The sequence below is a fragment of the Litoreibacter sp. genome (assembly GCF_058136045.1).
This window is the reverse complement of the sequence record NZ_JBYVDD010000004.1, coordinates 253,330-277,198: the sequence shown is the minus strand read 5'-3', so window position 1 is coordinate 277,198 and position 23,869 is coordinate 253,330. Positions and strand designations below refer to the sequence as shown.

Here is a 23,869-nt window from a genome sequence, read left to right as displayed (position 1 = left end):
CTTTAGTCGCGCGGGAAAGCGGCGGGGTAAGTGCCGAGGACTTTGATCTCGGAGGTGAAGAACTCCAGCTCCTCCATCGCGCGCTTAACCGCTGGGTCCTCGGGGTGGCCTGCGATATCGGCGTAGAATTGCGTGGCCGTGAACGCCCCGTCAACCATGTAGCTTTCCAGCTTGGTCATGTTGACGCCATTGGTCGCGAAGCCGCCCATCGCCTTGTAGAGCGCGGCAGGAATGTTGCGCACATTGAAAACGAATGAGGTGATCATGTGGTGTTCCCCGCGGTTGGACATATCGGCCTTGGGGGACATGATCAAAAAGCGGGTGGTGTTGGTGTCGTGATCCTCGATATCGTGCGCTAGAACGTCCAGCCCGTAGGTGCGCGCTGCCATTTCCGAGGCCAAAACCCCGACGCCCTCTTCGGGGTGATTGGCCAACTCTGCCGCGGCACCTGCACTGTCGACGCTGGCCTCACCATGAATATTATGGGCACTCAAGAAGGCGCGGCACTGCGGGATCAGCACGGGATGCGCACGTACGACACGAATGCTATCTAGCGCTGTGCCCTTAGGCGCCATCAGGCTGATCCGCACCCGCACGAATGCCTCGTCAACCACATGCAGCCCGGATTCGGGCAAGAGGCGGTGGATGTCGGCGACCCGTCCGTAGGTGGTATTCTCAACCGGCAGCATGGCCAATGCGGCCTCGCCGGTGCGCACGGCCTCAATTACTTGCTCAAAGGTGGCGCAGGGCAGTGGCTCCATGTCGGGGCGTGCCACGACGCAGGCCTCGTGCGAGTAGGCGCCAAGCTCCCCTTGAAAGGTAATTTTCTGTGTCATGGTCCGAATTTCCGCTATATGGGCGTTTAGTCGCGGGTTCTAGCTCTTGCGGAACCTATTGGGAAGGCAGTAGACACAGCCGAAACGCCAAACAGGTGAGATGCAGACATGTTCGACACTATGACAATGACCAAAGTAATGGGCGCTCTTTGCGGCTCGCTTTTGATTTTCCTGTTGGGAAGCTGGGGGGCCGACGCCCTTTACGGTAGCGCAGGCGGGCATGGGGACCACCATGAACAAGCCTATGTTATCGAAGTTGAGGGTGGTGATGACCACGCGGAAGAAGTTGTCGAAGAAGTAGACTTCGCCTCGATTATGGCCTCTGCCGATGTTGCCAAAGGCGCGAAGGTCTTTTCCAAATGCAAGGCTTGCCACAAAATCGAAGACGGCGCGAACGCGACTGGCCCACATCTGTTTGGTGTGGTTGAGCGCGCCATCGCGTCGGTCGATGGCTTTGGCTATTCCGATGTATTGGCGGGGAAAGGCGAAACTTGGACCATTGAAAATCTGAATGGGTTCCTTGAGAAGCCGAAGAACTGGGCACCGGGCACTAAAATGAGTTTTGCTGGGTTGAAGAAAATTCAGGACCGCGCAAACATCATCGCCTATTTGCAAAGCATCGGCGGCTAATTTGCGGCTAACGGCTTTTGCCTTAAGAATTACGACTGGGCCGCCCTTTGGGGCGGTCTTTTGCATTCCGGGTGGCCACATCTGCTCACAATCGTGCAATCGCCCTTGATTGTTGGCCACATCCGGCCTCATTTAGTTTAACTGATATGTGACGCGCCTACGGGCGGCCCTAGGAGATATTATATGCAGCGCCCCCAGCCCTCAGCCACGACCAAAGCTAGCACCATGATCAGCCGTGGCGCGAGGTGGATGAGCGCGGGGCTGCTGGTGATCGCGGCGGGCATGGCATCGGTATCAATGGCGCGCAGCGAGACGATTATCAAGGCCACCAGCTTTTCCGACTTCGGCGAGGTGAAATACCCCGATGGCTTCGCGCATCTGGAGTATGTAAACCCCGACGCGCCCAAGGGCGGTGAAATCTCGGTGGCAGCGCAAGGCACGTTCGACAGCATGAACCCGTTCAGCCGAAAGGGCCGCGGCGGCGCGCTGTCCTCCACGCCCTATGAGCGGCTGATGGATAGCGTCGATGACGATCCTTACGGCGTCTACTGCCTGTTGTGCGAAACGCTGGAATACCCCGAAAGCCAAGAATGGGTGATTTTCAACCTGCGTCCCGAGGCTAAATTCTCGGACGGCACGCCAGTGACGGCCCATGATGTGGTGTTCTCGGTAAAGACGTTTCTGACCGATGGGTTGCCGTCTTTTGCGCAGGCGGTCTCCAAGTTTTATAAAAGTTACGAGGCGCTGGATGATCACCGGATCAAGTTTACTTTTAATGAGGGTATCCCGCGCAAGGGACTGATTTCGCAGGCGGGCGCGTCGATTGCATTCTCGAAAAAGTGGTTCGATGAAAACAACGCCACCATCAAGGAACCACGCCTAGAATCTGCCATTGGCTCCGGCCCCTATGTACCGCTTGAAGTCGATCCGCCACGTCGCATCGTCTACAAACGCAACCCAAACTATTGGGGCAAAGACCTGCCGCTAAACATTGGCCGACATAACTTTGACCGCATCCGTATCGAATATTTCGCCGATTCCACTGCGGCGATGGAGGCCTTCAAAAGCGGAGTTTACACCTTCCGGCGCGAAAGCAGCTCGTTGAAATGGGCCACGGCTTATGATTTTCCGGGCATCAAAAATGGCAATATCGCAAAGGCAGAACTGCCCAATGGCAATTTGCCGCCGTCCTATGGTTTGGTATTCAACCTGCGCCGCGATAAGTTTTCCGACATCCGCGTTCGCGAAGCTTTGCAACTGATGTACAACTTCACATGGACCAATGAGACGCTGCAATTCGGCCTGTTTGCGCAACGTAGCTCCTACTGGGAAAACACTGATCTGGCCGCCCAAGGCGTGGCCGAAGGGCTGGAGTTGGAGTACCTGAAATCGGTAGAAGACCTGTTGGAGGACAAATCCGTCCTGACCGAGCCAGTGGTGAATGCCCATGAAAGTAGCGCGCGCCAATTGGACCGCAAGAACTTGCGCAAGGCTAATAAGTTGCTGTCCGAAGCCGGATGGGAGGCCAATGACAAGGGCGAGCTGGTCAAAGACGGTAAGGTGTTGGAGATTGAATTCCTCGCGTCTAACCCGGCCTATGACCGCTTGATCCAGCCCTATATCGAGAACCTAAAACGGCTTGGGATTGACGCCAATTACAACCGTGTGGACCCGGCTCAATACACCAACCGCGAACGTGGGTTTGACTGGGATATGATCTACGATGGCTATGTGAATGGCTTTGAAGAGGGTAACGGCATCTCGCAGCGCTTTGGTACGGAAGACGCAGATTATTCGCTGTTCAACCCGTCAGGTTACCATTCCCCAGCGGTAGACGCGTTGATCGTGAAGATGCTTGAGGCCAAAAAACTAGGCGAAATGCAGGCCGCTGTTCGGGCGACTGACCGCATCCTGCGCGCCGCGCGCATTATGACGCCTGCATGGTATAACGACACTTTCTGGGTGGCGTATTTCGATATGTTTGAGCACCCTGAAAAACTTCCCCCCCTAGCATTGGGACATCTGGATTTTTGGTGGTACAACGCCGATAAGGCTGCGGCCTTGAAGGCAAAAGGCGCTCTGTAGAGGCGCGGTAAAACAGGCGGTAAGAACCCCGATATGGGCGCATATATCCTCAGACGGCTGTTGCTGGTCATCCCGACATTGATTGGGATCATGTTGGTTAATTTCGCGCTGACGCAGTTCGTGCCCGGTGGCCCGATTGAGCAAATCATTGCCAATCTGGAAGGGCAGGGGGATGTGTTCGAGGGGTTCTCCGGCAGCGGTAACGACAGCCAGCTAGAGAGCCTTAGCGCGAACAGCAAATACGAGGGTGCGCGTGGCCTGCCGCCGGAATTTATCGCGAAGTTGGAGAAGGAATTTGGCTTCGATAAGCCGCCGCTGGAACGCTTTCTAAATATGATGTGGAACTATCTACGCTTTGATTTCGGCGAGAGTTATTTCCGCTCTGTCGGCGTGTTGGATCTGGTGTGGGAAAAACTGCCCGTGTCGATCACGCTGGGCCTGTGGTCGACGTTGATCGCCTATGTGATCTCGATCCCGTTGGGCATCCGCAAGGCCATTCACGATGGCACCAGTTTTGACACCTGGACCTCGGCTGTGATCATTGTCGCCTATGCGATCCCGGGCTTTTTGTTCGCCATTTTGCTGTTGGTGGTCTTTGCGGGCGGGTCATATTTTCAGTGGTTCCCGCTGCGCGGCTTGACCTCAGACAACTTTGACCAACTTAGCCTATTGGGCAAGATCGGCGACTATCTGTGGCACATTACGTTGCCGGTTATTGCCTCGACCATTGCGGCGTTTGCAACGCTGACTTTGCTGACGAAAAACTCGTTCCTCGACGAGATCAAAAAGCAATATGTCGTCACCGCCAAAGCCAAGGGGTTGTCGGAGCGCCAAGTCCTGTATGGCCATGTTTTCCGCAATGCGATGCTGATTGTGATTGCGGGATTCCCAAGCCTGTTCCTTGGTATTTTCGTCGGCTCGTCGCTGATTATCGAGACGATATTCTCCCTTGACGGGTTGGGCCGCCTTGCCTTTGAGGCGACGGTTGCGCGCGACTATCCGGTGGTGTTCGGGACGTTGTATTTCTTTGGCCTGATCAGCCTTGTTGTCGGGATCCTGTCTGATCTAATGTATGTTTTCGTGGACCCGCGTATCGACTTTGAAAGCCGTGAGACATGAAGTTGTCGCCATTAAACGAGCGCCGCTGGGCCAACTTCAAGCGCAACCGGCGAGCCTTTTGGTCACTGTGGATTTTTGCGGCGTTATTTGGCCTGTCGATGTTCGCTGAGTTGATCGCCAACGATAAGCCGATCTTGATCAAATACCATGGCGAGCTGTTCGTCCCGATTGTCAGCTTCTACCCCGAGACGGCCTTCGGAGGCGACCTGCGCACAGAAGCTGTTTACCGTGATGTTGAGGTCCAATGCCTGATCAAATCCGGCGGCATAGAGGATTGCTGGGACGACCCAGTGGCGGTGATGAAAGAGGCCGCAACCGGCACTTACGCAGGCGATCCGGTACAACAAGGCTGGATCATCTCCCCGATTATTCCGTTCAGTTTCAACACCATCGTGGACCGCCCCGGCACCGCGCCTGCGGCCCCTGATGCGATCAATTGGCTGGGCACTGACAACACGTCGCGCGATGTCGCGGCACGGGTGATTTACGGCTTCCGCCTGTCCATTGTGTTCACCTTGTTGGTGACGCTTATCTCGTCGGTAATCGGCGTCATGGCGGGGGCGGTGCAGGGTTTTTTCGGCGGCTGGGTGGACTTGATTTTCCAGCGCATCTTGGAAATTTGGAGCGCGACGCCCAGCCTCTATGTCATCATCATCATGTTCGCCATTTTGGGTCGCAGTTTTTGGCTGCTGGTGGTCCTTGCAATCTTGTTTGGCTGGCCTGCATTGGTCGGCGTGGTGCGGGCGGAATTCCTGCGGGCGCGCAACTTTGAATATGTCCGCGCCGCCCGCGCACTTGGCGTGTCCAACACCACCATTATGTTCCGCCATATGCTGCCAAACGCTATGGTCGCGACGCTGACTTTCTTGCCGTTTATCGTGGCGGGCACGATTGGCATGTTGGCGTCGCTGGATTTCCTTGGCTTCGGGCTGCCGTCGTCATTACCCTCGTTGGGAGAGTTGACGCTGCAAGCCAAACAGAACCTACAGGCCCCTTGGTTGGCCTTCACCGCCTTCACCACATTCGCCGTCATGCTGTCGCTGTTGGTGTTCATTTTCGAGGGCATCCGTGATGCGTTCGATCCGCGAAAGACCTTTCAATGAGCGTGCTACTTGACGTTAAAAACCTCAGTGTCGGATTCCGCCAAGATGGCAAAACGACGGCTGCCATTAAGGGGGTGTCGTTCCATGTGAACCGTGGCGAGACTGTTGCGTTGGTGGGGGAATCCGGCTCTGGCAAATCTGTCTCTGCGCTGTCTACGGTGCAATTGCTGCCCGATAGCGCGATTGTTAACGGCCAGATTACCTATGATGGCCGCGACCTAAGCAATGCCACTGAGCAAGAGTTGCGCCAAGTGCGTGGCAACGACATCAGCTTTATTTTTCAAGAGCCGATGACCTCACTGAACCCGCTGCACACACTGGAAAAGCAGATCACCGAGAGCCTGTCTTTGCACCAAGGTTTGCGTGGCGACGCGGCGCGGGCGCGGGTGATTGAATTACTTGAAAAAGTTGGCATACGGGACGGGGCCAGCCGTCTGTCCTCGTACCCGCATCAATTATCTGGCGGGCAGCGTCAACGGGTGATGATCGCCATGGCGCTGGCTAATGGGCCGGAATTGTTGATTGCGGACGAGCCGACAACAGCGCTTGATGTGACCATTCAGGCGCAGATTTTGGACCTGCTGGCTGACCTTAAAATCCGCGAGAAGATGTCACTGCTGTTCATCACCCATGACCTTGGCGTGGTGCGTAAAATTGCTGACCGTGTTTGTGTTATGCAGCATGGTGAGATCGTGGAGACCGGCCCCACGGCGGAAATTTTTGACAACCCACAGCACCCCTACACCAAACTTTTGCTGGAGGCCGAGGCCACAGGCATCCCCGATCCGGTTCCCGTCGAGGCGCGCGAGATGGTCTCGACCGATGAGCTGCGCATTTGGTTTCCGATCCAAACGGGGCTGTTGAAGCGCACAACGGGCCATGTCAAAGCGGTTAATGCCGCGACAATCTCCGTGCGTGCAGGCGAGACGTTGGGCATTGTTGGCGAAAGTGGCTCGGGCAAGACGACGCTTGCGCTGGCCATCATGCGGCTGATTTCCAGCAAGGGCGCGATCCAGTTTGAAGGCCGTGATATTCAAGGGCTGGGATCCAAAGAGCTACGCCCGCTGCGCGCGGATATGCAAATCGTGTTTCAAGACCCATATGGCTCTCTGTCGCCGCGTATGACGGTCGAGCAAATCATCGCGGAAGGCCTTGGTGTTCATGGCGTTGAAGCTGGGAAAAACCCCCGGGATATGGTGTCCGAAATTATGGTCGAGGTCGGGCTGGAGCCGGAGATGATGCACCGCTACCCGCATGAATTTTCCGGCGGGCAACGGCAGCGTATTGCCATCGCGCGTGCGATGATTTTGCGTCCCAAACTGGTGGTATTGGACGAGCCGACATCGGCGCTGGATATGACCGTTCAGGTGCAAATCGTAGAGCTTTTGCGCAGTTTGCAGCAGAAATATAAGCTGGCCTATTTGTTTATCAGCCACGATCTGAAAGTCGTGCGTGCGATGTCACATAAGGTGTTGGTGATGAAGCAGGGCGATGTGGTTGAAACGGGCGAGAGCGAAGCGATTTTCGCCAATCCTCAGGTTCCTTATACGCAGGAACTGTTGGCGGCGGCGCTTGAACTCAAGATGAGCTAAAGGCTCAGTTACGCGCCGGGGCCGCGCACTTCACAACTATGACCACGCGCGCTCAGACGCTGACATGCGAGCGTTGCTTTGCTCTGGGACAGCCCGACAAAGTTGGCCTGCCAACCGCGCGGACGGCTTACAACCTTACGCAATGCCTCGTCCAACGTGCCGATTTCTTGCAGCGCGGTTTTCAGCAAAAGCCGTTCGGCGGTGTTGCGCGTGGTGTAATGGCCCAGCGATATCGACCAATGGCGCCCGCCCGAGGTGGAGGCGCGGGTGATTACACGGCGCGGTGCGGGTTTGCGCCGCGGCTCGGTGGTTTCAATAACGGTCTGAACCAGGTTTTTTGGCCGCCGGATCGGGGTGACCGTCGGGCTTGCGCTGGCAAGCTGGGTGTCTTGCTGGGCACGGGTCGCGACCTCGTTGCGCGAATTGATTACGTTGTTGTCGATGCTCTCCACAATCGCCAGCATCATGTCAGCGGAAGGCGCGCGGTCGGGGCGCAGCAACGGGCGCGGGCTGGTGGGGCGCGCGGTGATCGTCGGCGCAACTTTGATGACTTTCGGGATCGGTGCAGCACCATTGTAGAGTGGCAGTTTCGGCTTGTTTAGTCTTGCCCGCGACGGGGCGCGTTTAAAGCCCATATCCAGCAGTTCGGCGACCCTCGCATTGCGTGCGGCAGATGAGGTTCCGCCAAATACTGTTGCGATAATGCGCTCGTTGCCGCGCTCGGCTGAGGCGACAAGGTTGAAGCCAGCAGCGCGGGTGTAGCCGGTTTTAATGCCGTCCGCGCCTTTGTAGTTTTGCAGCAAGCGGCGGTTGGTGTTGGACACCTGTTTGATGCCTGCATGGGTCGTTTGGCGCGAGAACAGGTTATAATATTGCGGGTAGTCATAGATCATGTGGCGGCCCAGCGTGGTCATGTCGCGCGCAGTGGATAAATGCCCACTCTCGGTCAGGCCATGGGCGTTTTTGAATGTGGTGCGGGTCATGCCAAGCGCTTTGGCGGTCGCGGTCATACGGCGCGCGAATGCGGCCTCGGAGCCTGCAACAGCCTCGCCCAAAGCAGTGGCGGCGTCATTGGCGGATTTCACGGAAGCGGCGCGGATCAAGTAGCGCAACGCGATACGTTGGCCGGCTTTTAGGCCCAGTTTGGAGGGCTGCTCGGCGGCGGCTTTGCGCGAAATTTTAATCTTGGTGTCCAGCGTTAGCTCACCATGCCGGATTGCCTCGAATGTCACATAGAGTGTCATCATTTTGGTCAGCGACGCAGGGTGCAGCCGCGTATCTGCGTTGCGCGAATGCAGGACTTCGCCCGTGCGCGCATCAATAACCAACGCGGCATAGGGGGCCGCAAAAGAAGCCCCGGCCCATGCCGACAACACAACGAAAAACAGCCCTACACGGACTGTGTTTAAAAGACGTAAAACCACGACGCCTGCCCATTTTGCCTCGGGAATGACGTTGCATTCCCATTTATGTTTATCAGTCGATTGCCGACCTTTGAAAAAGGACTAGCACAAAGGTAAGTTTCAGAAAACAGTTTAATTTCAGGGAGTTTAAGGGTGTCGTTGAAGTGACACTGCCATATGTTGTGTGCGATTGCACCTCAACCACAAGATGCCTGAGAGTTGAGGTTAGGTCTCTGTTGGGAACTCTAAATCGCAGCGTTGCTGTTTCAACAGGCTGGCGCGTTTCAATTCACCCTCTTTTTGCTTCAACGAGTGTAATTTACGCCGCTCTAGCGACAAATCGACGGCGACCGGTTTGCGGGTGGTCACGGGTTGGGGGTAGTTGCAAAAACTAAATTGCCCGTTGCTGCCAATCCCGGTGCCAACGCAGAAATTGGTGTAGATCACTGTGCGCGTCTCGGTTTGGATGGCGTAGCCGCGCTTGATCGTGGCCTCGGTGTCCGAGATGAGCGCCTGAACGATACGCAGATCCCCAACGGCGTTTTGCAGGCAAGCCTCACGCGGGTTGGCGCAGGCTGCGAGCAGCAATAACGGAGCAAGAAGGATTCGTTTCATGAGACAATATTACCCGTCTATGGGCCGCTTGGGAACGTGACACTGATACCTGTCAAATGTTAGCATAACATAAACCAGATAGGACGATCCTGTGACTACAAACTTTGACGCCCAAAAAGCCCAAGCCTCGGCTTGGTTCCGCAGCCTGCGCAACGATATTGTTGCGGCTTTTGAGGGGCTGGAAGACAGCCAAGCGAGCGGCCCGTTCGCGGACCTGCCAGCGGGGCGCTTTGAAGTGTCGGAAACCACGCGGTCCTCGGGCGATGGCTCGGATGCGGGGGGCGGCTTGATGAGCGTGATGCGCGGCGGGCGGGTGTTTGAGAAGGTCGGCGTTAATGTCTCGACCGTCTATGGCACGCTGGGCGAGAAGGCCCAAAAGGCGATGGCGGCGCGCGGCGTTCCGGGCATGGAAAACGACCCGCGATTTTGGGCGTCTGGCATCAGCCTTGTGGCGCATATGCAAAACCCGCAGACCCCGGCGGTGCACATGAATACCCGCATGTTCTGGACCCCCGGCGCGTGGTGGTTCGGGGGCGGCTCTGATCTGAACCCTTGTCTCGAGCGCGATGAGGACACGGAATTCTTTCACAACGTGTTAAAGAAATACTGCGACAAGCATGATGCTGAGTATTACCCGCGCTTTAAGAAATGGGCGGACGAATATTTCTACGTGCCTCACCGCAATCGCGCCCGTGGCGTTGGCGGCATCTTTTATGACGACCTGAACACGGGTGACTGGGACAAAGATTTTGCCTTCACTCAAGACGTTGGCCGCGCCTTCCTGCCCGCCTTTATGGGGGTCACAGAGAAATGGCGCGATGCGCCATGGTCCGAGGCCGACAAAGAGGCGCAGCTCGTGCACCGTGGCCTCTATGCGGAATATAATCTGGTCTATGACCGCGGGACCAAATTCGGGCTGGAAACAGGCCATGACGCTAATGCGGTGTTGATGAGCCTGCCACCGCTGGCGAAGTGGATTTGAGTTAGGCTACCAGCGCGTCAAATTTGGCCGCACAGATAAAGTCATTCTGGGATAAGCCGCCCAGCTCATGCGAGGTGAAGATCACCTTGCAATAGCCCCACCCGAATTGGACGTCGGGGTGGTGGCCTTCTTTGTCGCCAAGGTACGCCGCGATATTGGCGTGGTAGACGGCCTTGGCGAACCCTTTGAATTTCAGCTCGCGGCTTAATTGCTTGCGGTCGTCGTCCAAGGCCCATTCCGCGTGGAGCGTACTTAGCTGTGCCTCGGCCTCGGCTGGGGTCATAGGGGGGCCGCCACCTGCGCATACGGTGCAAGTTTTCTGGCTCAGATCTTGGTTGTCAGTCATGGTAACTTACCTTTGTTTTTGGGGGATATGCGGGGGCAAATAGCCCAAGGTCTTGCGCGGCGTGAACATCTGCGATGAGATCACGCTCGGCGGCTTGGAACAATGTATCGATGTCATCTAGAACGAAATAAACGGGTTGGTGGATGTCGATGCGGTAGGGCGTGCGAAGGATGTCCATCACGTTAAACTCGCGTCGCTCTACGTTGGTCCCATGCACGCTGTGAGGCAACTCGGTCGGGGAAGATGCAAGGCCGGAGCCGAGCGCCTTTATCGCCCCGTTGTGGCGTGTCAGCCCAAACTCGATGGTGAACCAGTAAAGCCGGATCAGCCAAGCGTGGTCTTTGGCTTCAGCGGCTTTGCCTGCTTTGCCGATTGCCTGCGAAAACTTGGCAAAGCGGTGGTCAGTTAACAAGGGGGTGTGGCCGAAGATTTCATGGAAAATATCAGGCTCTTTTATGTAGTCAAAGTCGGCTCTGCTGCGAATGAACGAAGCGGCGGGGAAGGTCTTGTTTGCCAGCATGGTAAAAAACTGCCGAAAGCCAATGAGGGCGGGAACAGGTTCAACCTGCCAACCCGTGAGCGCGCGCAGGCTCTCGGACACGTTTGTGCATTGCGGCACGCGGTCTGATGGAAGGCCAAGCGTGTCGAATCCAGCGAGGTATTCTTTGGCACATAGGTCGCGGATGTTGGGAAGCTGTTGTGCATAAAGGTCGCGCCAAACGGCGTCCTCTTGGGGTGTGTAGTTGATGTTGCCCAAAGCATTTGCGGCTTTGGCCGTATACGCGCTGATTTTCGCCATGTCGTATCCTCCGTTAAAGGTAAGATACGATGGGTTCGGGGGAGATTTTGTTCTAAAGTTTATGTGAATTGGCAAATTTGAGGTAATATATTTCACGATTTAACTGTTTTGAGGTAAATACTGGCAATGATATTGGATGACATAGATAAAAAACTGCTGAACCTGCTGCAAAAGGATGCCCGCCTTAGCACCAAAGATTTGGCGGCAGCGGTCAATATGTCCGTTTCGCCGTGTTGGCGTCGGGTCAAGCGAATGGAGGAGGCGGGGCTGATCGAGGGCTACGTTGCCGTGCTCAATCGCAAAGAGTTGGGTTTGCAGGCGATGGCCTATGTGCATGTCTCGCTGATCGACCACACGTCCACCTCAATCGAAACCTTTGACCGGTTGGTTCAATCTGACGATGCGATTACGGAATGCAGCTCTATTACCGGCGACAATGATTTTGTGTTGAAGGTCGTGGCAGACGATCCAGAAGACTTGGAAAGCTATCTGATGCGGCGGATTTTGGGCTCGGGGCTTGTGCGGTCCTCGAACACTAATTTTGTGCTGCGCAGTACAAAATCCGGTGTAGCATTGCCGGTGAAATAGCCCCTAAGATTTATCCGCCAAAAGGTCAGCCTCACCCTCTTCGACAAGCGCATCTGCGGCGATCTCGGCGATCTCTTCTTGCTCGTTGCCAAGGTTGCCCTCGGCCTCGGAGGCGGTGCTGTCCGGCTCGCCCAAATCCGCCGCCAATCGCGCGCTGTCGGTGATCTCTTGGGAGGCCAACTCTTGAGCGCGTTGTTCCGCCACGCCGCCCAGTTGCAGCACCGGAACGCCTTGTGGGAAGATCACTTCGCGCGCGTCGTCCGGCATGGAAATACCTTCCTCGGTCAGCGCCTTTTTGACCAAGCGCAGCAAAGCGGACTTCACTTTGATCAAGGAATAATCCCGCGCATTCACCCAGAAGTAGGCTTTGACGTTGACGGTGGAGCTGGCCAACCCATCCACCAAAACCATTGGGGCAGGCTCGCCCAACACAGCCTCATGGGCTTGGATAACGTCGAGGATGATCCCCTGCGCGCGCGCGATAGAGACGTCGTAGCCGATGCCGACCTCAAGCGTGGCGCGCCGGTTCGCCGAGGCGGAATAATTCACGATGGTGTTCTTGAAGATCGCCGCGTTAGGGATTTGGATATGGTTGCCCTCGGACGACAGCAATACGGTGGAGCGGGTATTCATCGACAAAACCGTGCCTGCCATGCCCGTCACCTCGATATATTCGCCAGCGCGGAAGGGGCGGCGAATGGACAGCAGCAATGAGGCTAGGAAATTTTCAGCGATGTCGCGGAAGGCAAAGCCGACCACGATGCCCAAAACCCCGGCACCGCCAATAACAGAGACCGCAATCTGGGTGAGGCCCGCGACTTGCAAGACCACGAACAGGCCCAGCAAGAAGATCGGTAACGCCAAGGCGCGCGCCACGATGTCGCGCAAGAATGACGATGCGATGCCGCCCAAAAGCCAGCGACGTAAGCCTTTGGCGGCCATGGATGACAGCCACCATGTGAACGGCAAAACGATCAATGCCAATAAAATCAGTGGCAGCGAGGTGATGACCCGATTGCCCAAGCCTTTAATTTCACTAAGGGCAGGGGCGAAGGACCAGTTGGTTTCTTGGATAACTTGGATGCGGTTCACCACCGCCACCACGTCTTGGGTTTTGGTCGCCAAATCGCGCGCCCAGTTTTTGTGGTCGAGGCTGGAGGTGCGCCCGTCAAGGAACACGATCCCGTCGGTGACCTCCACGCGCGAGAACTTGTACCACCCCGTGGCACGCATAATTTCGACGATCCGTTGGGCGATTTCTTCGTCGCGCGCGACTGGCTCGACCGACACGGCCTGGGTCGGCGCGGTTACCTCCTCAGAGGCCGCGTCCGCGGTCTCTTGGGCCAGTGCGGGGAACGATAAGGCGAATATGGCGCAAAGCGCGAAAATGAAACGGGTCAACATGATGCGGACCTTAGCGGGCGATGCCGCTTGGGGGCCAGTGAAAATTGGGTGAAATCAGCTGGACGCGGTGTCGCGGATCGTATCAATCATCAATTGCACGTTGTCGGGGTTCCCGTCGGGCGTGATGCCGTGCCCAAGGTTGAAGATATGCGGCCCGTTGGAAAAGGCTTTGACGATGGTGCGGGTCTCGTCGATCAGATCTTGCCCGCCGGTGACCATGTGACGCGAGGCAAGGTTGCCCTGCACGCAGCCGTCAACCTGTACATTGGCGGCGGCCCAGTCTGCGGACACCGAGTTATCAATCGCAACGCAATCCGCGCCAGTGGTTTTGGCAAAGCCAATGTAGCCGTCACCTGCCTCGCGCGGGAAGGCGATGATGGGGGTGCTCGGGTAGCGGGCCTTGAGCGCGGTGATGATCTTTTGGGTCGGCTTCAATGCATATTTGGTGAAGGCGTCGCCTTTCAGCGATCCGGCCCAGCTGTCGAACAGTTTGACCACTTCGGCACCGGCTTCGATTTGCATGGCAAGGTATTCAATGGTGGCGTCGGTGATCAGGTTGATAAGGGCGTCAAAGACCTGCGGTTGCTCAAGACGCAACTTATGCGCGGGGGCCTGATCGGGCGTACCTTTGCCCGCGATCATGTAGGTCGCCACGGTCCATGGCGCGCCAGCAAAGCCGATAAAGGTCGTCTCTTTGGGCAATGCTCGCGATACGTTTTTGACGGTTTCATAGATCGGGGCAAGGTGCTCATGTATGTCTTCCGGGCCCTTCAGTTGAGAGAATTCGCACGGCTTGGTGATCGTAGACAGGCGCGGCCCTTCGCCCGTGACAAACCATAAATCCGCACCCAGTGCTTGGGGCAGCAACAAAATATCAGCAAACAAAATGGCCGCGTCAAAATCGTAACGACGGATCGGCTGCAAGGTGACCTCAGTCGCCAGTTCCGGGTTGTAGCACAGCGACAGAAAGTCACCGGCCTGCGCGCGGGTGGCCTTATATTCGGGCAGGTAGCGGCCTGCTTGGCGCATCATCCAAATCGGTGGGGTGTCCAGAGTTTCTCCGGCCAACGCACGCATGATTTTCTTTTGCTCGGCCATGGCCATACTCCCTTTGTTGCGACCACTTGTCCGGCGGATGTTGGTGAATTGTCAAGGCGACAGCTTGTCAGCATTCTGTGACCCATTTATGCAGGTCATTATGGCATTGAACCTTCCCTCCCCGACCTCACCGCTTAGAATTGGCACCCGTGGATCACCGCTGGCATTGGCGCAAGCCTACGAGACCCGCGCGCGCCTCATGACGGCGTTTGATTTGGCACAGGAGGCGTTCGAGGTGGTGGTGATCAAAACCACTGGCGATGCGGTATTGGACCGCCCGCTAAAAGAGATTGGCGGCAAAGGGCTGTTCACCCGCGAGATCGAGGATGACATGCTGTCGGGCAAGATCGACATCGCAGTGCACTCAATGAAAGACATGCCGATTGAACAACCCGAGGGCCTGCTGCTGGACACATATCTGCCGCGCGAAGACGTGCGCGATGCGTTTGTGTCTTTGCACGCGAAAGGCATCGCCGATTTGGCGGAAGGTGCGGTCGTTGGCACCTCGTCCTTGCGACGCAAAGCGCAGATATTGAACCGCCGACCTGACCTGAATGTGGTGGAATTTCGCGGCAACGTGCAAACCCGCCTCAAGAAACTTGATGCAGGCATTGCCACCTGTACTTTTCTGGCAATGGCGGGCCTGAAACGGCTTGGGCTAAAAGATGTGCCAGCAACAGGGATCGCGACGACAGACATGCTGCCAGCCGTAGCCCAAGGGGCTATCGGAATTGAACGACGCGTAAATGACTTGCGTATGGCCGAGATGCTAGAGGCAATCCACGACATTCCCACCGGCCAACGGCTAGCCTGTGAGCGAGCCTACCTGACGCAACTAGAAGGCTCTTGTGAGACCCCGATTGCTGGGCTGGCCGAACTTGACGGCACCACGATCCGTTTTCGTGCTGAAATCTTGCGCCCTGACGGAACCGAGACACTCACCGACGCGGAAAGCTCCACCATAGAAGATGCCGCCGAGATGGGGCGTGCTGTTGCCGATCGCCTGACAGCACGTGCTCCAAACGGGTTCTTCGACTGGCGCTCTTAAGGTTTCTTTTTGCCAAAAATACTCTGAGGGATCCGGGGGGCTAGTGGAAGGGGCGAGGCTTTTCCATTTTGGCGCATATTATTTAGCACATATCGCTTGGTAATATGCCCCTAAGCTTGGTTCAGGTTGCGGGGGCTAACCTTATGCGCCCAACCTGTAAATATTCTCATAGATGCGTGTGAGTGAAAGTTCATAAGCCTTTGGAATGTTTGCCTTTGTGTGGTCTTACAATTCAACCTCCACCACGCCGTCCTTCTTAGCCGCGCGGGACTGGCACAAGATCATCGACGTGGCGCGTCCTGCGTTCGAGAGCACGAAATCGCGGTGCTCGACCTCGCCTGCGACCAGCGTGCATTTGCACACGCCGCACAGCCCGTCCGCGCATTTTACATCCACATGAATGCCCGCGCGCAGCAGCGCATCGGTCGGGGCCTCGTCGGCACGAACCGCAATATCACGCCCCGATTTAGCCAGCCGCAAAGTGAAGTCGTGGTTGATATAATCAGGCTGCTCCGGCACCGAGAAAAACTCCAAATGGCGCGCCTCCTCGGGGAACCCGTTCGCCTGCGCCGCCGCCATCACCGCCTCCATGTAGACCTCTGGCCCGCACGTATAGACATGCGCGCCATCGCGGCATTTCAACGTCGTGCCAAGCTCACATCGTGATCCCTCATCCGAGAAATGATAGTGCACCTTATCCGCCCATGGCATCGCCGCCAGCTCGCTTAAAAACCCAGCTCCCGTACGCGTCGCGCATGAATAATGCAGCGCAAAATCTGCCCCCAAAGCATGCAGCCGATGCGCCATAGCAATCATCGGCGTCACCCCAATACCGCCGCCCATCAGATAGCTAAACGAGGCCTCCTCATATAGCGGGAAATGGTTGATCGGCTTGGAGATATGAACCCTGCGCCCAACCTCGAAAATCCGGTGCATCAGCTTCGATCCACCACGCCCCTGATCCTCGCGCAGCACCGCAATTTGGTATTTCGAGCGGTCCGCAGGGTCGCCCGACAGCGAATATTGGCGCAAGAATTCTGGCGCCACCACCACGTCGATATGCGCCCCCGCAGCGACGCGCGGCATGTCTGATCCGTCTGGCATTGCAAACTCATATTTGGTCACGCCATCGCTCATGCGATTCACCCCGGATATCACCGCGCCAATCACTGGGCTGTCGCTTTGGTCAGCGGTGTAGATGTGCTCTGGCGACTGGCCATTTGCGCGCCGCGCGCGGTGCTCGGAGGCGGGGATCATCGCGCGATAGGCTTCGATGCCCGCCTCGCGATCCATCGGGTAGGGATAGGCATAGGGCGGCGGGGCCAGAGGGGCGGGATACACCGCCAAAGTTTGGTCTTCATGGCGCAGATTGAGCTGCTTTTGCAGGCTGCGCGCATTGACTGGATGCGCGGAGGGGCGATAGGCGCCATCATCGACCATTTCCAAATCCCACCACCATTTTTTGACGGGGTTTATTTCTCCATTTCCGACGAAATCATCCAGCTTTGCCAAGGCTTTGGCCGCCTTTGGAACAGTCATCGCCAGCTTGCGAAACGGGGCCTCCGCGAACAGGCCTTCCAAGTTCCACGGGCAGGTTTTCATGCACCGACCACACATCGCGCCATTCTTTTGAGACACGCGATAGGTGGTGCATTTCTGGCTGTCGGATTTCCAAATCTCGTAGCCGTTGAACATCAGTTTCGGCCCCGCAGTGATTGCCCCCGACGGGCATTCGCGCGCGCATTTATTGCAGGCCTCGCAGAAGCTTTGCAGCCCAAAATCAATCGGCTTGTCGTGGGTCATCGGCATGTCAGTGGTCACAATACCGGACTTCAGTCGAGGCCCTAGGAAGGGGTTCAAAATCACCTCGCCAATACGTGAAACTTCGCCCAATCCCGAGAGTAACAACAGGGGCGGGTGCAGCACCTCGTCGTCCATGACCGAGTGGACCCGCGCGGTGTAGCCGAGGTTGCGCAAATGCTGCGCCAAGACCCCGCCGAGCAGCGAGAACCGCAAATAGGCGCGCATGGATTGCGCACAGCCGATCCAGTCGTCGCCCGATGCGCCCTCCATCGTCTCATGGCCTTGGTCGATGATCATCGAGATGGCGTTTTTGTGGTAGGGCGTGATCTTTTGCCCCGCCGCGTCATGGCTATAATAAACCCAATCCGGGCAGGCAGAGAGACCGACCGCATCGACCCCAAGCCAGTAGAGTGCGGCCTTGATATTGGCCGCGTTTCGCTGGGCATCATGGGTGCTGTCGTGCACTTGGCTCGCATCGCCATCTTGCAGCAAAACAAAGGCGCCCAGCGAGGGGCGGAACGCAAAAGCAGCGGCTGATTTGCGCACATAATTGCCGTTCTTGGCAGCCTCTTGCACGGGTTTCCCCATGTCGCCAAACAATGCGCGGGCAAACAGGTTGGCGCGCTTTGGCACCCGCGCCACATTGGGCGTGTCGATATATGTGGTGGGATTTTCCACGCGCTTCAACGTCTCGAACGGGTGCGGGCCATCTGCAAAACGCCGTTTGGCAAAGGGGTCGCGGTTGCGCGCAGATTTGGCCTGCGCGCCTAGCCCCAAAACCCATTCACGCCCCGGTTTTGCCCCTGCGGCCAGTGGTCGGTCGCAGGCCACATCCAAGCAGGTTGTCACCACTGCCAGCCCGTATCGTGTGCCCAAAAACGGGTTGGTCCCATCGGCATGGTTCAACCCCGAGGCTACCGCCAGTTTGCCCAAATGCACATCGCTGGCCGCCATGGAATGGGCGCGCGCATCATGGCCTAAACTGCGAATGTACGAGGCCATTGTCACCGCCGTTTCCATCGCGCGCAAACACGCACGCTGCTGTTGCGCGCCCTCGATCCAATCGCCGCCGCGCTCACCCGGTTCCGGGTTGCGTGGCATATCGTACAAGAACACCAGCGCATGGGTGTGATGGCTGCACGCCTGTGGCGGCGCGCGCATATTTTCGCGCAGACCCGCCATGATCACATCAATTCCCGCGGCCAAAGTTTTGGGTTGCAAGGTTTTGATTTTCTCGGCCAGTCGCGCGACATCGGGGTTCGTTGTGGGGGCGCTCAACCACGCCTCAGCCGGGACTTTGCATGTGCCCACCATGGAGGCGTCGCAATAGGTGCCGAATGCCTTGAGGTGGTTGGCGCGCTCGACCAAATCATCAGGAATATCCGCGACCTCGCGCTTCACCAGCCCCTCACGGGTGGCGTCCAGCATCGCTTGGTATTCTTGCATCGCATTGACGATACTCTGCGGATCTTCAGGGCGTCGGAAACTCACCTGCGCAATATCAGGCACGCCGCTCAGCGACACAACGTCCGTGCGGGGCAGGCTTTCCAGCGGGTAGGGGCCAAGATGTACCGGCCGATTGCGGTATGAAAATAACTTTGACATCAGGCGCGCGTCAGAAGTTGGAGAGCAAGCGTTCCTCGCCTGCGCGCAGTTTCGTCAGTAACTCACTTAGTTGGCCTTGCTCTTCTTCGCTTAGTTTAGCCGTGAAATGACCCGCGTTTTCTTGGGCTTGAATAATTGCGCGTGACAGCAATGCGCTCCCCGTTGCGGTCAACGTCACACAGGTGCGCCGCCGATCATCCCGGCTCTCTGAACGGACCAACAGCTTGTCGGCTTCCAGACTTTTGAGCGCGCGTGACATCGCGGTACGATCAATTCCGATGAAGCCAGCAATATCGGAGGGGCTTTTCATCTGCTCCTCCCCAACGGCCAGCAAGATACACCAGCTTAGCCGCGACAGGCCCAATATACGCAACCGCTCTTCAAGGCGGCGCTCAAAGGCGCGCGACGTAAGGGTGGCTTGATACCCAAGCGAGGCATGTAGCGCGTAGCGCTTGTTCTCGGTGCTCATAATTGTCACTGTCTCGAAGCACGCGGAGCGGGTCAAGGGATTAAGGGGCAAGAATATGGTTGGGCAGATCACAAAAGAGATCAAAGGCTTGCTGTTCGACAAAGATGGCACCTTGCTGGATTTTGACGCGACTTGGGGGCAATGGGCTGCGGGGTTTTTGCACGATTTGGCGCGCGGTGACGCGGCTCTGAGTGCACGCATGGGCGCGGCGATTGGCTATGATGTGGCGCGCGGGGTTTTCCAGCCCAGCAGCCCGGTTATCGCAGGCACCGCCGAGGTGGCGATCAATCTGCTTTTGCCGTTTTTGCCTGACTGGGATTTTGACAGATTGTTGGCGCATGGCAATCAAATGGCCGCCCGCGCGCCGCTGGTCGCCCCGTGCCCGTTGCCGCAATTGTTTGACCAGTTTGATGCCATGGGGCTTGTGTGTGGGGTTGCGACCAATGATGCCGAAAGCTCGGCCCGCAGCCATATGCACGCCTTGGGGTTAGAGGGCCGTTTCGCACATATCTTGGGCTTTGATTCCGGCTACGGCGGCAAGCCCGCGCCACAGATGCTTTGGGCGTTCTCAAGCCAATGTGACCTTGCCCCTGAACAGGTGGCGATGATCGGTGACAGCACCCATGATCTACATGCAGGTCGCGCGGCGGGGATGGTGTGCATTGGTGTGCTCACCGGCCCGGCCAGCCGCACTGACCTGGAGCCACATGCGGACGTGGTGCTTGATAGCGTGGCCGATCTGCCTGCATGGTTGACTGGGGCTGAAGGTGCGAGGACGTAGTTACCTCTGCATGACTTTCATGCGAGTTTGATACGACACCTCTGGGCCAAAAGCGACGCGCGGCGTCGGTATTTGCCATACCTGTGCGCTGTAAGATGTGCACTCTGGGTGGACAGCTAATACGGAAGGCGCGACGCATGGCAGATCAACCCACACGCAGAAAACGCGGCGGTGGCCGGGCCGGGAATACGCGGCGCACCACCTCTAAATTGCCCGAGCAAATGCCATGGCGCTTGCCCATCAACACCGACCGCCCGACCGAACCGCTGGATGCGGACGGCGTGCAAGCCATCCACAAAGGTTGCATGCGTATCCTATCCGAGATCGGCATCGAGTTCCTAAATCCAGAAGCCTGTAAAATCCTCAAGCAAGCGGGCTGCAAGGTCGAGGGGACCAACGTCAAAATGGACGAGGATTTCGTGATGGAGATGCTCGGTCATGCGCCCGCGCAATTCGACATCACCCCGCGCAACCCTGACCGCCGTATCACCATGGGCGGCAAGTATATTTTGTTTGGCAATGTCTCCTCGCCGCCCAATTCTTGGGACATCAAACGCGGCAAGCGCTCCGGTGATTTTGAGACCTATAAGGACTTCATCAAACTTACCCAATTCTTCAACTGCATCCACTTTGCTGGCGGCTATCCGGTGGAGCCGATCGACATTCACCCGCGCGAGCGCCACCTCGATTGCCTGTTTGAGAAACTGACCCTGACCGACAAAGTAGTGCATGCCTATTCGCTGGGCCGCGAGCGGGTCGAGGACGTGATGGAGATGACCCGCATCGCCAGTGGCATGACCCGCGAGGACTTCGACGCCAAGCCGCATATGTATACCAATATCAACTCGGTCTCGCCGCTGAAACATGACTTCCCCATGCTGGAGGGCGCGATGATCCTCACGCGCCGCAACCAGCCGGTGATCGTGACGCCGTTTACGCTGGCAGGGGCCATGGCTCCGGTCACAATGTCGGGTGCGGTGACGCTCTCTCTGGCCGAAGGCTTGGCGGCGATTGTGCTGTTGCAATATATCAATCCCGGCGCGCCTGTGGGCATCGGCACCTTTACCTCGAATGTCGATATGAAAACTGGCGCGCCAGCGTTTGGCACACCTGAATATATGCGCGCGACCCAGATAACCGGCCAGATGGGGCGCTTCTACGGCTTGCCTATCCGCTCGTCGGGGGTATGTGCCGCAAATGTGCCCGACGGGCAGGCCATGTGGGAGACGTCAAATTCGCTTTGGGCGGCGGTGCAATCTGGCACCAATATGGTCTATCACGCCGCGGGCTGGCTCGAAGGCGGGCTGATTGCCTCGCCCGAAAAATTCATCATGGATTGCGATGTTATTCAACAAATTCAACGGTATATGGAGCCCACAACCTATGCTACGACCCCCGGTGATATCGCGGTTGATGCGATTGCTGAGGTCGGCCCAGATGGCCACTTTTTCGGCTGCCAACATACTCAGGACCGCTACGAGACTGCATTCTATTCGCCGCTAATTTCCGATTGGTCGAATTATGAGGCTTGGGATTTGAAAGGGGGTGTTTGGACCGCAGAACGTGCCCACGAGATGTATAAAGGCATCATCGAAGAGTTCGAGGCGCCTCCCATGGACGAGGCCATCCGCGAGGAACTGGCAGAGTTTGTGACGCGGCGTAAAGCCGAGGGCGGGGTGCCAACAGATTTCTAGCCCTTAGGGTTTTCGTAATACTTTATTGGTGGTTTTTTAATAGTTTTGCTTCAGGTGTCTGTCCAGGGTTTTGGAGAGGTACCAGATGTACGGCATGGTTCATCGCGCGGTGCAATGTTTTGCACAAGATACTTATGGTGAGGCCGTCTGGGATCAGGTGGTGTCAGACGCGGACCTGCCGTTTCATGATTTTGAAGCCATGTTCGCTTACCCGGACGCATGTCTCGATGATGTCCTCAAAGCCTTGGCGTCGCGCTTGGGCACGACACAGGTGCAAATGACCGAAGATGTGGGCGCCTATTTGGTTTCCCACCCCCGGATGGATTCTGTGCGGCGGTTGCTGCGGTTTGGCGGCGCAACATTTGAAGAATTTATCATGTCGCTGGATGACCTCAACGATAGGGTGAAGCTGGCCCTGCCGGATCTCGACTTGCCGCGACTGGAAGTTGAGGTGTTTTCCAAGACTGATTTCAATATTTTGGTGCATTTTGCTCGGCCTGGATTTGGTGCGGTGCTGTTGGGCATCTTACGGGCAATGGCGGATGACTATGGGGCGTTGGCGGTCCTAGAGCGCAGCGACGCGCTACGCGAAGACGGTCACACCGAGCAAGTGCGCGTGGAATTGTTTGAGGTAGATTTTTCCGTTGGTCGCGACTTTGGCCTTGTGGCGGAGCATGTAGCGAAATGACGACCAGTGCGCATCAATTTCACCATGGAGGTTTAGTGCCCCTTGCCGCACATGCGCTTGGGGCGTTGATGCCAATGCACCTCCAAATTTCCCCAACAGGTCACGTCGCCTCTGTCGGTCCGACTTTGGCCAAGCTGCGGCCAAATGAAGCCCTCGTCGGGCAAAGGTTTTTGGAGCTTTTTGAGGTTAAACGTCCCCTGCACATCCATTCTTTTCAAGACCTACTAGCGCAGGGAAACTGTCTTATTCGTGCGCGGTTTCGTGCTGGAAATAAGTTCATCATGAAAGGGGTTTTTGTCCCGATCTCCCCTTATCAGGCTATGCAAGCCGACCGGCGGGCAGGGGGGGCTTCACCGATGGTTTTGCGCCCGGTAGGTGCGCTTTCAAGTGATGCAAACTCGGCCGGGTTTGGGGCTGTGGTGAACCTGTCTTTGGGCGTTAACGTGGTTGATGCTGTGCAGAAATATGATTTGAGTAGTGCAGATTTTGCCCCCTCAGATCCCACTGTCGATATGCTATACTTGATCGAGGCGAAGACTATTGCGCTTGAGGAATCTAAACGGTTGAATTCGCGCCTTGAAGGGGCGCGGGTTGCAGCAGAAGAACAGGCCTTCACCGATACCCTTACGGGGTTGCAAAATCGTCGCGGCATGGATGCAATGCTTGAGCAGTTAGCGCATTCAGGGTGCCCTTTCGGCTTGATGCACCTAGACTTGGATTACTTCAAGCAAGTGAATGATACTTTCGGCCATCAGGCGGGTGATCATGTTTTGAAACGGGTCGCGATTGTCTTGCAAGACGAAACTCGCGGTGGCGATCTGGTTGCGCGGGTGGGAGGGGACGAGTTTGTGTTGATCTTTAAAGGCTGTGTTGATCTGGAGGTTTTGGATCGCATCGCGTGGCGGATTATCTCTCGCCTTGAGGAACCGATTCCCTTTGACGATGCCGTTTGCCGTATCTCGGCCAGTATCGGAACAACCCTATCAAGTTTCTATGCAGAGCCGGAAGCCGACCGGATGCTTAATGATGCGGACCGCGCACTCTACACATCCAAGGATCAAGGCCGTGCCTGCCACACCGTTTTCAACCCAGAAACTTTTGACGTGGCACCCGACTAACGCGCGCATGAAGCGCCGACGCGTAATCTCAAGCAATACCCGAGCTGACTTATAATTTAGCGG

General features: G+C 56.8%; 21 protein-coding genes. 12 read left to right on the top strand and 9 right to left on the bottom strand.

The window, feature by feature from the left end:
• Positions 1-2: 2 nt before the first annotated feature.
• Positions 3-836: a prephenate dehydratase gene (locus AC3Y7R_RS06765; protein ID WP_490041263.1), complete on the bottom strand. Its 834-nt coding sequence runs from the start codon at positions 834-836 to the stop codon at positions 3-5.
• Between the two features lie 108 nt (positions 837-944).
• Here AC3Y7R_RS06765 and AC3Y7R_RS06760 point away from each other — a divergent pair, with 108 nt between their 5' ends.
• From AC3Y7R_RS06760 to AC3Y7R_RS06740, 5 genes are all read left to right on the top strand, one after another.
• Complete coding sequence (locus AC3Y7R_RS06760; protein WP_490041262.1) at positions 945-1,466, top strand: c-type cytochrome; 522 nt, start codon at positions 945-947, stop codon at positions 1,464-1,466.
• A gap of 183 nt (positions 1,467-1,649) precedes the next feature.
• Positions 1,650-3,551, top strand: coding sequence for an extracellular solute-binding protein (locus tag AC3Y7R_RS06755; protein WP_490041261.1), 1,902 nt, complete (start codon positions 1,650-1,652; stop codon positions 3,549-3,551).
• A 33-nt stretch (positions 3,552-3,584) separates the two neighbouring features.
• Complete coding sequence (locus AC3Y7R_RS06750) at positions 3,585-4,670, top strand: microcin C ABC transporter permease YejB (protein ID WP_490041260.1); 1,086 nt, start codon at positions 3,585-3,587, stop codon at positions 4,668-4,670.
• Positions 4,667-5,773, top strand: a complete 1,107-nt coding sequence (locus AC3Y7R_RS06745) for an ABC transporter permease (protein ID WP_490041259.1) — start codon at positions 4,667-4,669, stop codon at positions 5,771-5,773. The genes AC3Y7R_RS06750 and AC3Y7R_RS06745 overlap by 4 nt, the downstream gene beginning before the upstream one ends.
• On the top strand, positions 5,770-7,365 hold the full coding sequence (locus AC3Y7R_RS06740; protein ID WP_490041258.1) for an ABC transporter ATP-binding protein: 1,596 nt from the start codon (positions 5,770-5,772) through the stop codon (positions 7,363-7,365). Before AC3Y7R_RS06745 ends, AC3Y7R_RS06740 begins: the two co-directional genes overlap by 4 nt.
• 8 nt (positions 7,366-7,373) lie before the next feature.
• On the opposite strand, the gene AC3Y7R_RS06735 is transcribed toward AC3Y7R_RS06740, so the two are convergent.
• The gene (locus tag AC3Y7R_RS06735; protein ID WP_490041257.1) at positions 7,374-8,789 is read right to left on the bottom strand and encodes a D-alanyl-D-alanine carboxypeptidase family protein; all 1,416 of its coding nucleotides are present in this window, start codon (positions 8,787-8,789) and stop codon (positions 7,374-7,376) included.
• Between the two features lie 204 nt (positions 8,790-8,993).
• Complete coding sequence (locus tag AC3Y7R_RS06730; protein ID WP_490041256.1) at positions 8,994-9,383, bottom strand: hypothetical protein; 390 nt, start codon at positions 9,381-9,383, stop codon at positions 8,994-8,996.
• 91 nt (positions 9,384-9,474) lie between these two features.
• On the opposite strand from AC3Y7R_RS06730, the gene hemF reads away from it, so the two are divergent.
• The gene (gene hemF, locus AC3Y7R_RS06725; protein ID WP_490041255.1) at positions 9,475-10,365 is read left to right on the top strand and encodes an oxygen-dependent coproporphyrinogen oxidase; all 891 of its coding nucleotides are present in this window, start codon (positions 9,475-9,477) and stop codon (positions 10,363-10,365) included.
• 1 nt (position 10,366) lies between these two features.
• On the opposite strand, the gene AC3Y7R_RS06720 is transcribed toward hemF, so the two are convergent.
• Together AC3Y7R_RS06720 and phhA are read right to left on the bottom strand one after the other, a co-directional pair.
• A complete protein-coding gene (locus AC3Y7R_RS06720; RefSeq protein WP_490041254.1) occupies positions 10,367-10,711 on the bottom strand; it encodes a 4a-hydroxytetrahydrobiopterin dehydratase in 345 nt (114 codons plus the stop codon).
• The gene (gene phhA, locus AC3Y7R_RS06715) at positions 10,704-11,510 is read right to left on the bottom strand and encodes a phenylalanine 4-monooxygenase (RefSeq protein ID WP_490041253.1); all 807 of its coding nucleotides are present in this window, start codon (positions 11,508-11,510) and stop codon (positions 10,704-10,706) included. Before phhA ends, AC3Y7R_RS06720 begins: the two co-directional genes overlap by 8 nt.
• Positions 11,511-11,636: 126 nt before the next feature.
• Here phhA and AC3Y7R_RS06710 point away from each other — a divergent pair, with 126 nt between their 5' ends.
• Positions 11,637-12,098 (top strand): Lrp/AsnC family transcriptional regulator, encoded by a 462-nt coding sequence (locus AC3Y7R_RS06710; RefSeq protein ID WP_490041252.1) that lies wholly within the window; start codon positions 11,637-11,639, stop codon positions 12,096-12,098.
• A 3-nt stretch (positions 12,099-12,101) separates the two neighbouring features.
• Here the strand turns inward: AC3Y7R_RS06710 and AC3Y7R_RS06705 are convergent, their stop codons facing one another.
• Positions 12,102-13,502 carry a mechanosensitive ion channel domain-containing protein gene (locus tag AC3Y7R_RS06705; protein ID WP_490041251.1) on the bottom strand — a complete coding sequence of 467 codons (1,401 nt, stop codon included), beginning with the start codon at positions 13,500-13,502 and terminating at the stop codon, positions 12,102-12,104.
• A 54-nt stretch (positions 13,503-13,556) separates the two neighbouring features.
• Positions 13,557-14,600 (bottom strand): uroporphyrinogen decarboxylase, encoded by a 1,044-nt coding sequence (hemE, locus tag AC3Y7R_RS06700; RefSeq protein ID WP_490041250.1) that lies wholly within the window; start codon positions 14,598-14,600, stop codon positions 13,557-13,559.
• A gap of 100 nt (positions 14,601-14,700) precedes the next feature.
• On the opposite strand from hemE, the gene hemC reads away from it, so the two are divergent.
• The gene (gene hemC, locus AC3Y7R_RS06695; RefSeq protein WP_490041249.1) at positions 14,701-15,648 is read left to right on the top strand and encodes a hydroxymethylbilane synthase; all 948 of its coding nucleotides are present in this window, start codon (positions 14,701-14,703) and stop codon (positions 15,646-15,648) included.
• A 225-nt stretch (positions 15,649-15,873) separates the two neighbouring features.
• On the opposite strand, the gene AC3Y7R_RS06690 is transcribed toward hemC, so the two are convergent.
• Together AC3Y7R_RS06690 and AC3Y7R_RS06685 are read right to left on the bottom strand one after the other, a co-directional pair.
• The gene (locus AC3Y7R_RS06690; protein ID WP_490041248.1) at positions 15,874-19,056 is read right to left on the bottom strand and encodes a reductive dehalogenase; all 3,183 of its coding nucleotides are present in this window, start codon (positions 19,054-19,056) and stop codon (positions 15,874-15,876) included.
• A gap of 10 nt (positions 19,057-19,066) precedes the next feature.
• On the bottom strand, positions 19,067-19,525 hold the full coding sequence (locus AC3Y7R_RS06685) for a MarR family winged helix-turn-helix transcriptional regulator (RefSeq protein WP_490041247.1): 459 nt from the start codon (positions 19,523-19,525) through the stop codon (positions 19,067-19,069).
• Positions 19,526-19,580: 55 nt separating this feature from the next.
• On the opposite strand from AC3Y7R_RS06685, the gene AC3Y7R_RS06680 reads away from it, so the two are divergent.
• From AC3Y7R_RS06680 to AC3Y7R_RS06665, 4 genes are all read left to right on the top strand, one after another.
• Positions 19,581-20,306, top strand: coding sequence for an HAD family hydrolase (locus AC3Y7R_RS06680; protein ID WP_490041246.1), 726 nt, complete (start codon positions 19,581-19,583; stop codon positions 20,304-20,306).
• Positions 20,307-20,443: 137 nt separating this feature from the next.
• Entirely contained in the window at positions 20,444-22,000 is a 1,557-nt protein-coding gene (locus tag AC3Y7R_RS06675; RefSeq protein WP_490041245.1) for a trimethylamine methyltransferase family protein, read from the top strand.
• Between the two features lie 85 nt (positions 22,001-22,085).
• The gene (locus AC3Y7R_RS06670; RefSeq protein WP_490041244.1) at positions 22,086-22,688 is read left to right on the top strand and encodes a heme NO-binding domain-containing protein; all 603 of its coding nucleotides are present in this window, start codon (positions 22,086-22,088) and stop codon (positions 22,686-22,688) included.
• A gap of 35 nt (positions 22,689-22,723) precedes the next feature.
• Positions 22,724-23,806, top strand: coding sequence for a diguanylate cyclase domain-containing protein (locus tag AC3Y7R_RS06665; RefSeq protein WP_490041243.1), 1,083 nt, complete (start codon positions 22,724-22,726; stop codon positions 23,804-23,806).
• Positions 23,807-23,869: the final 63 nt, after the last annotated feature.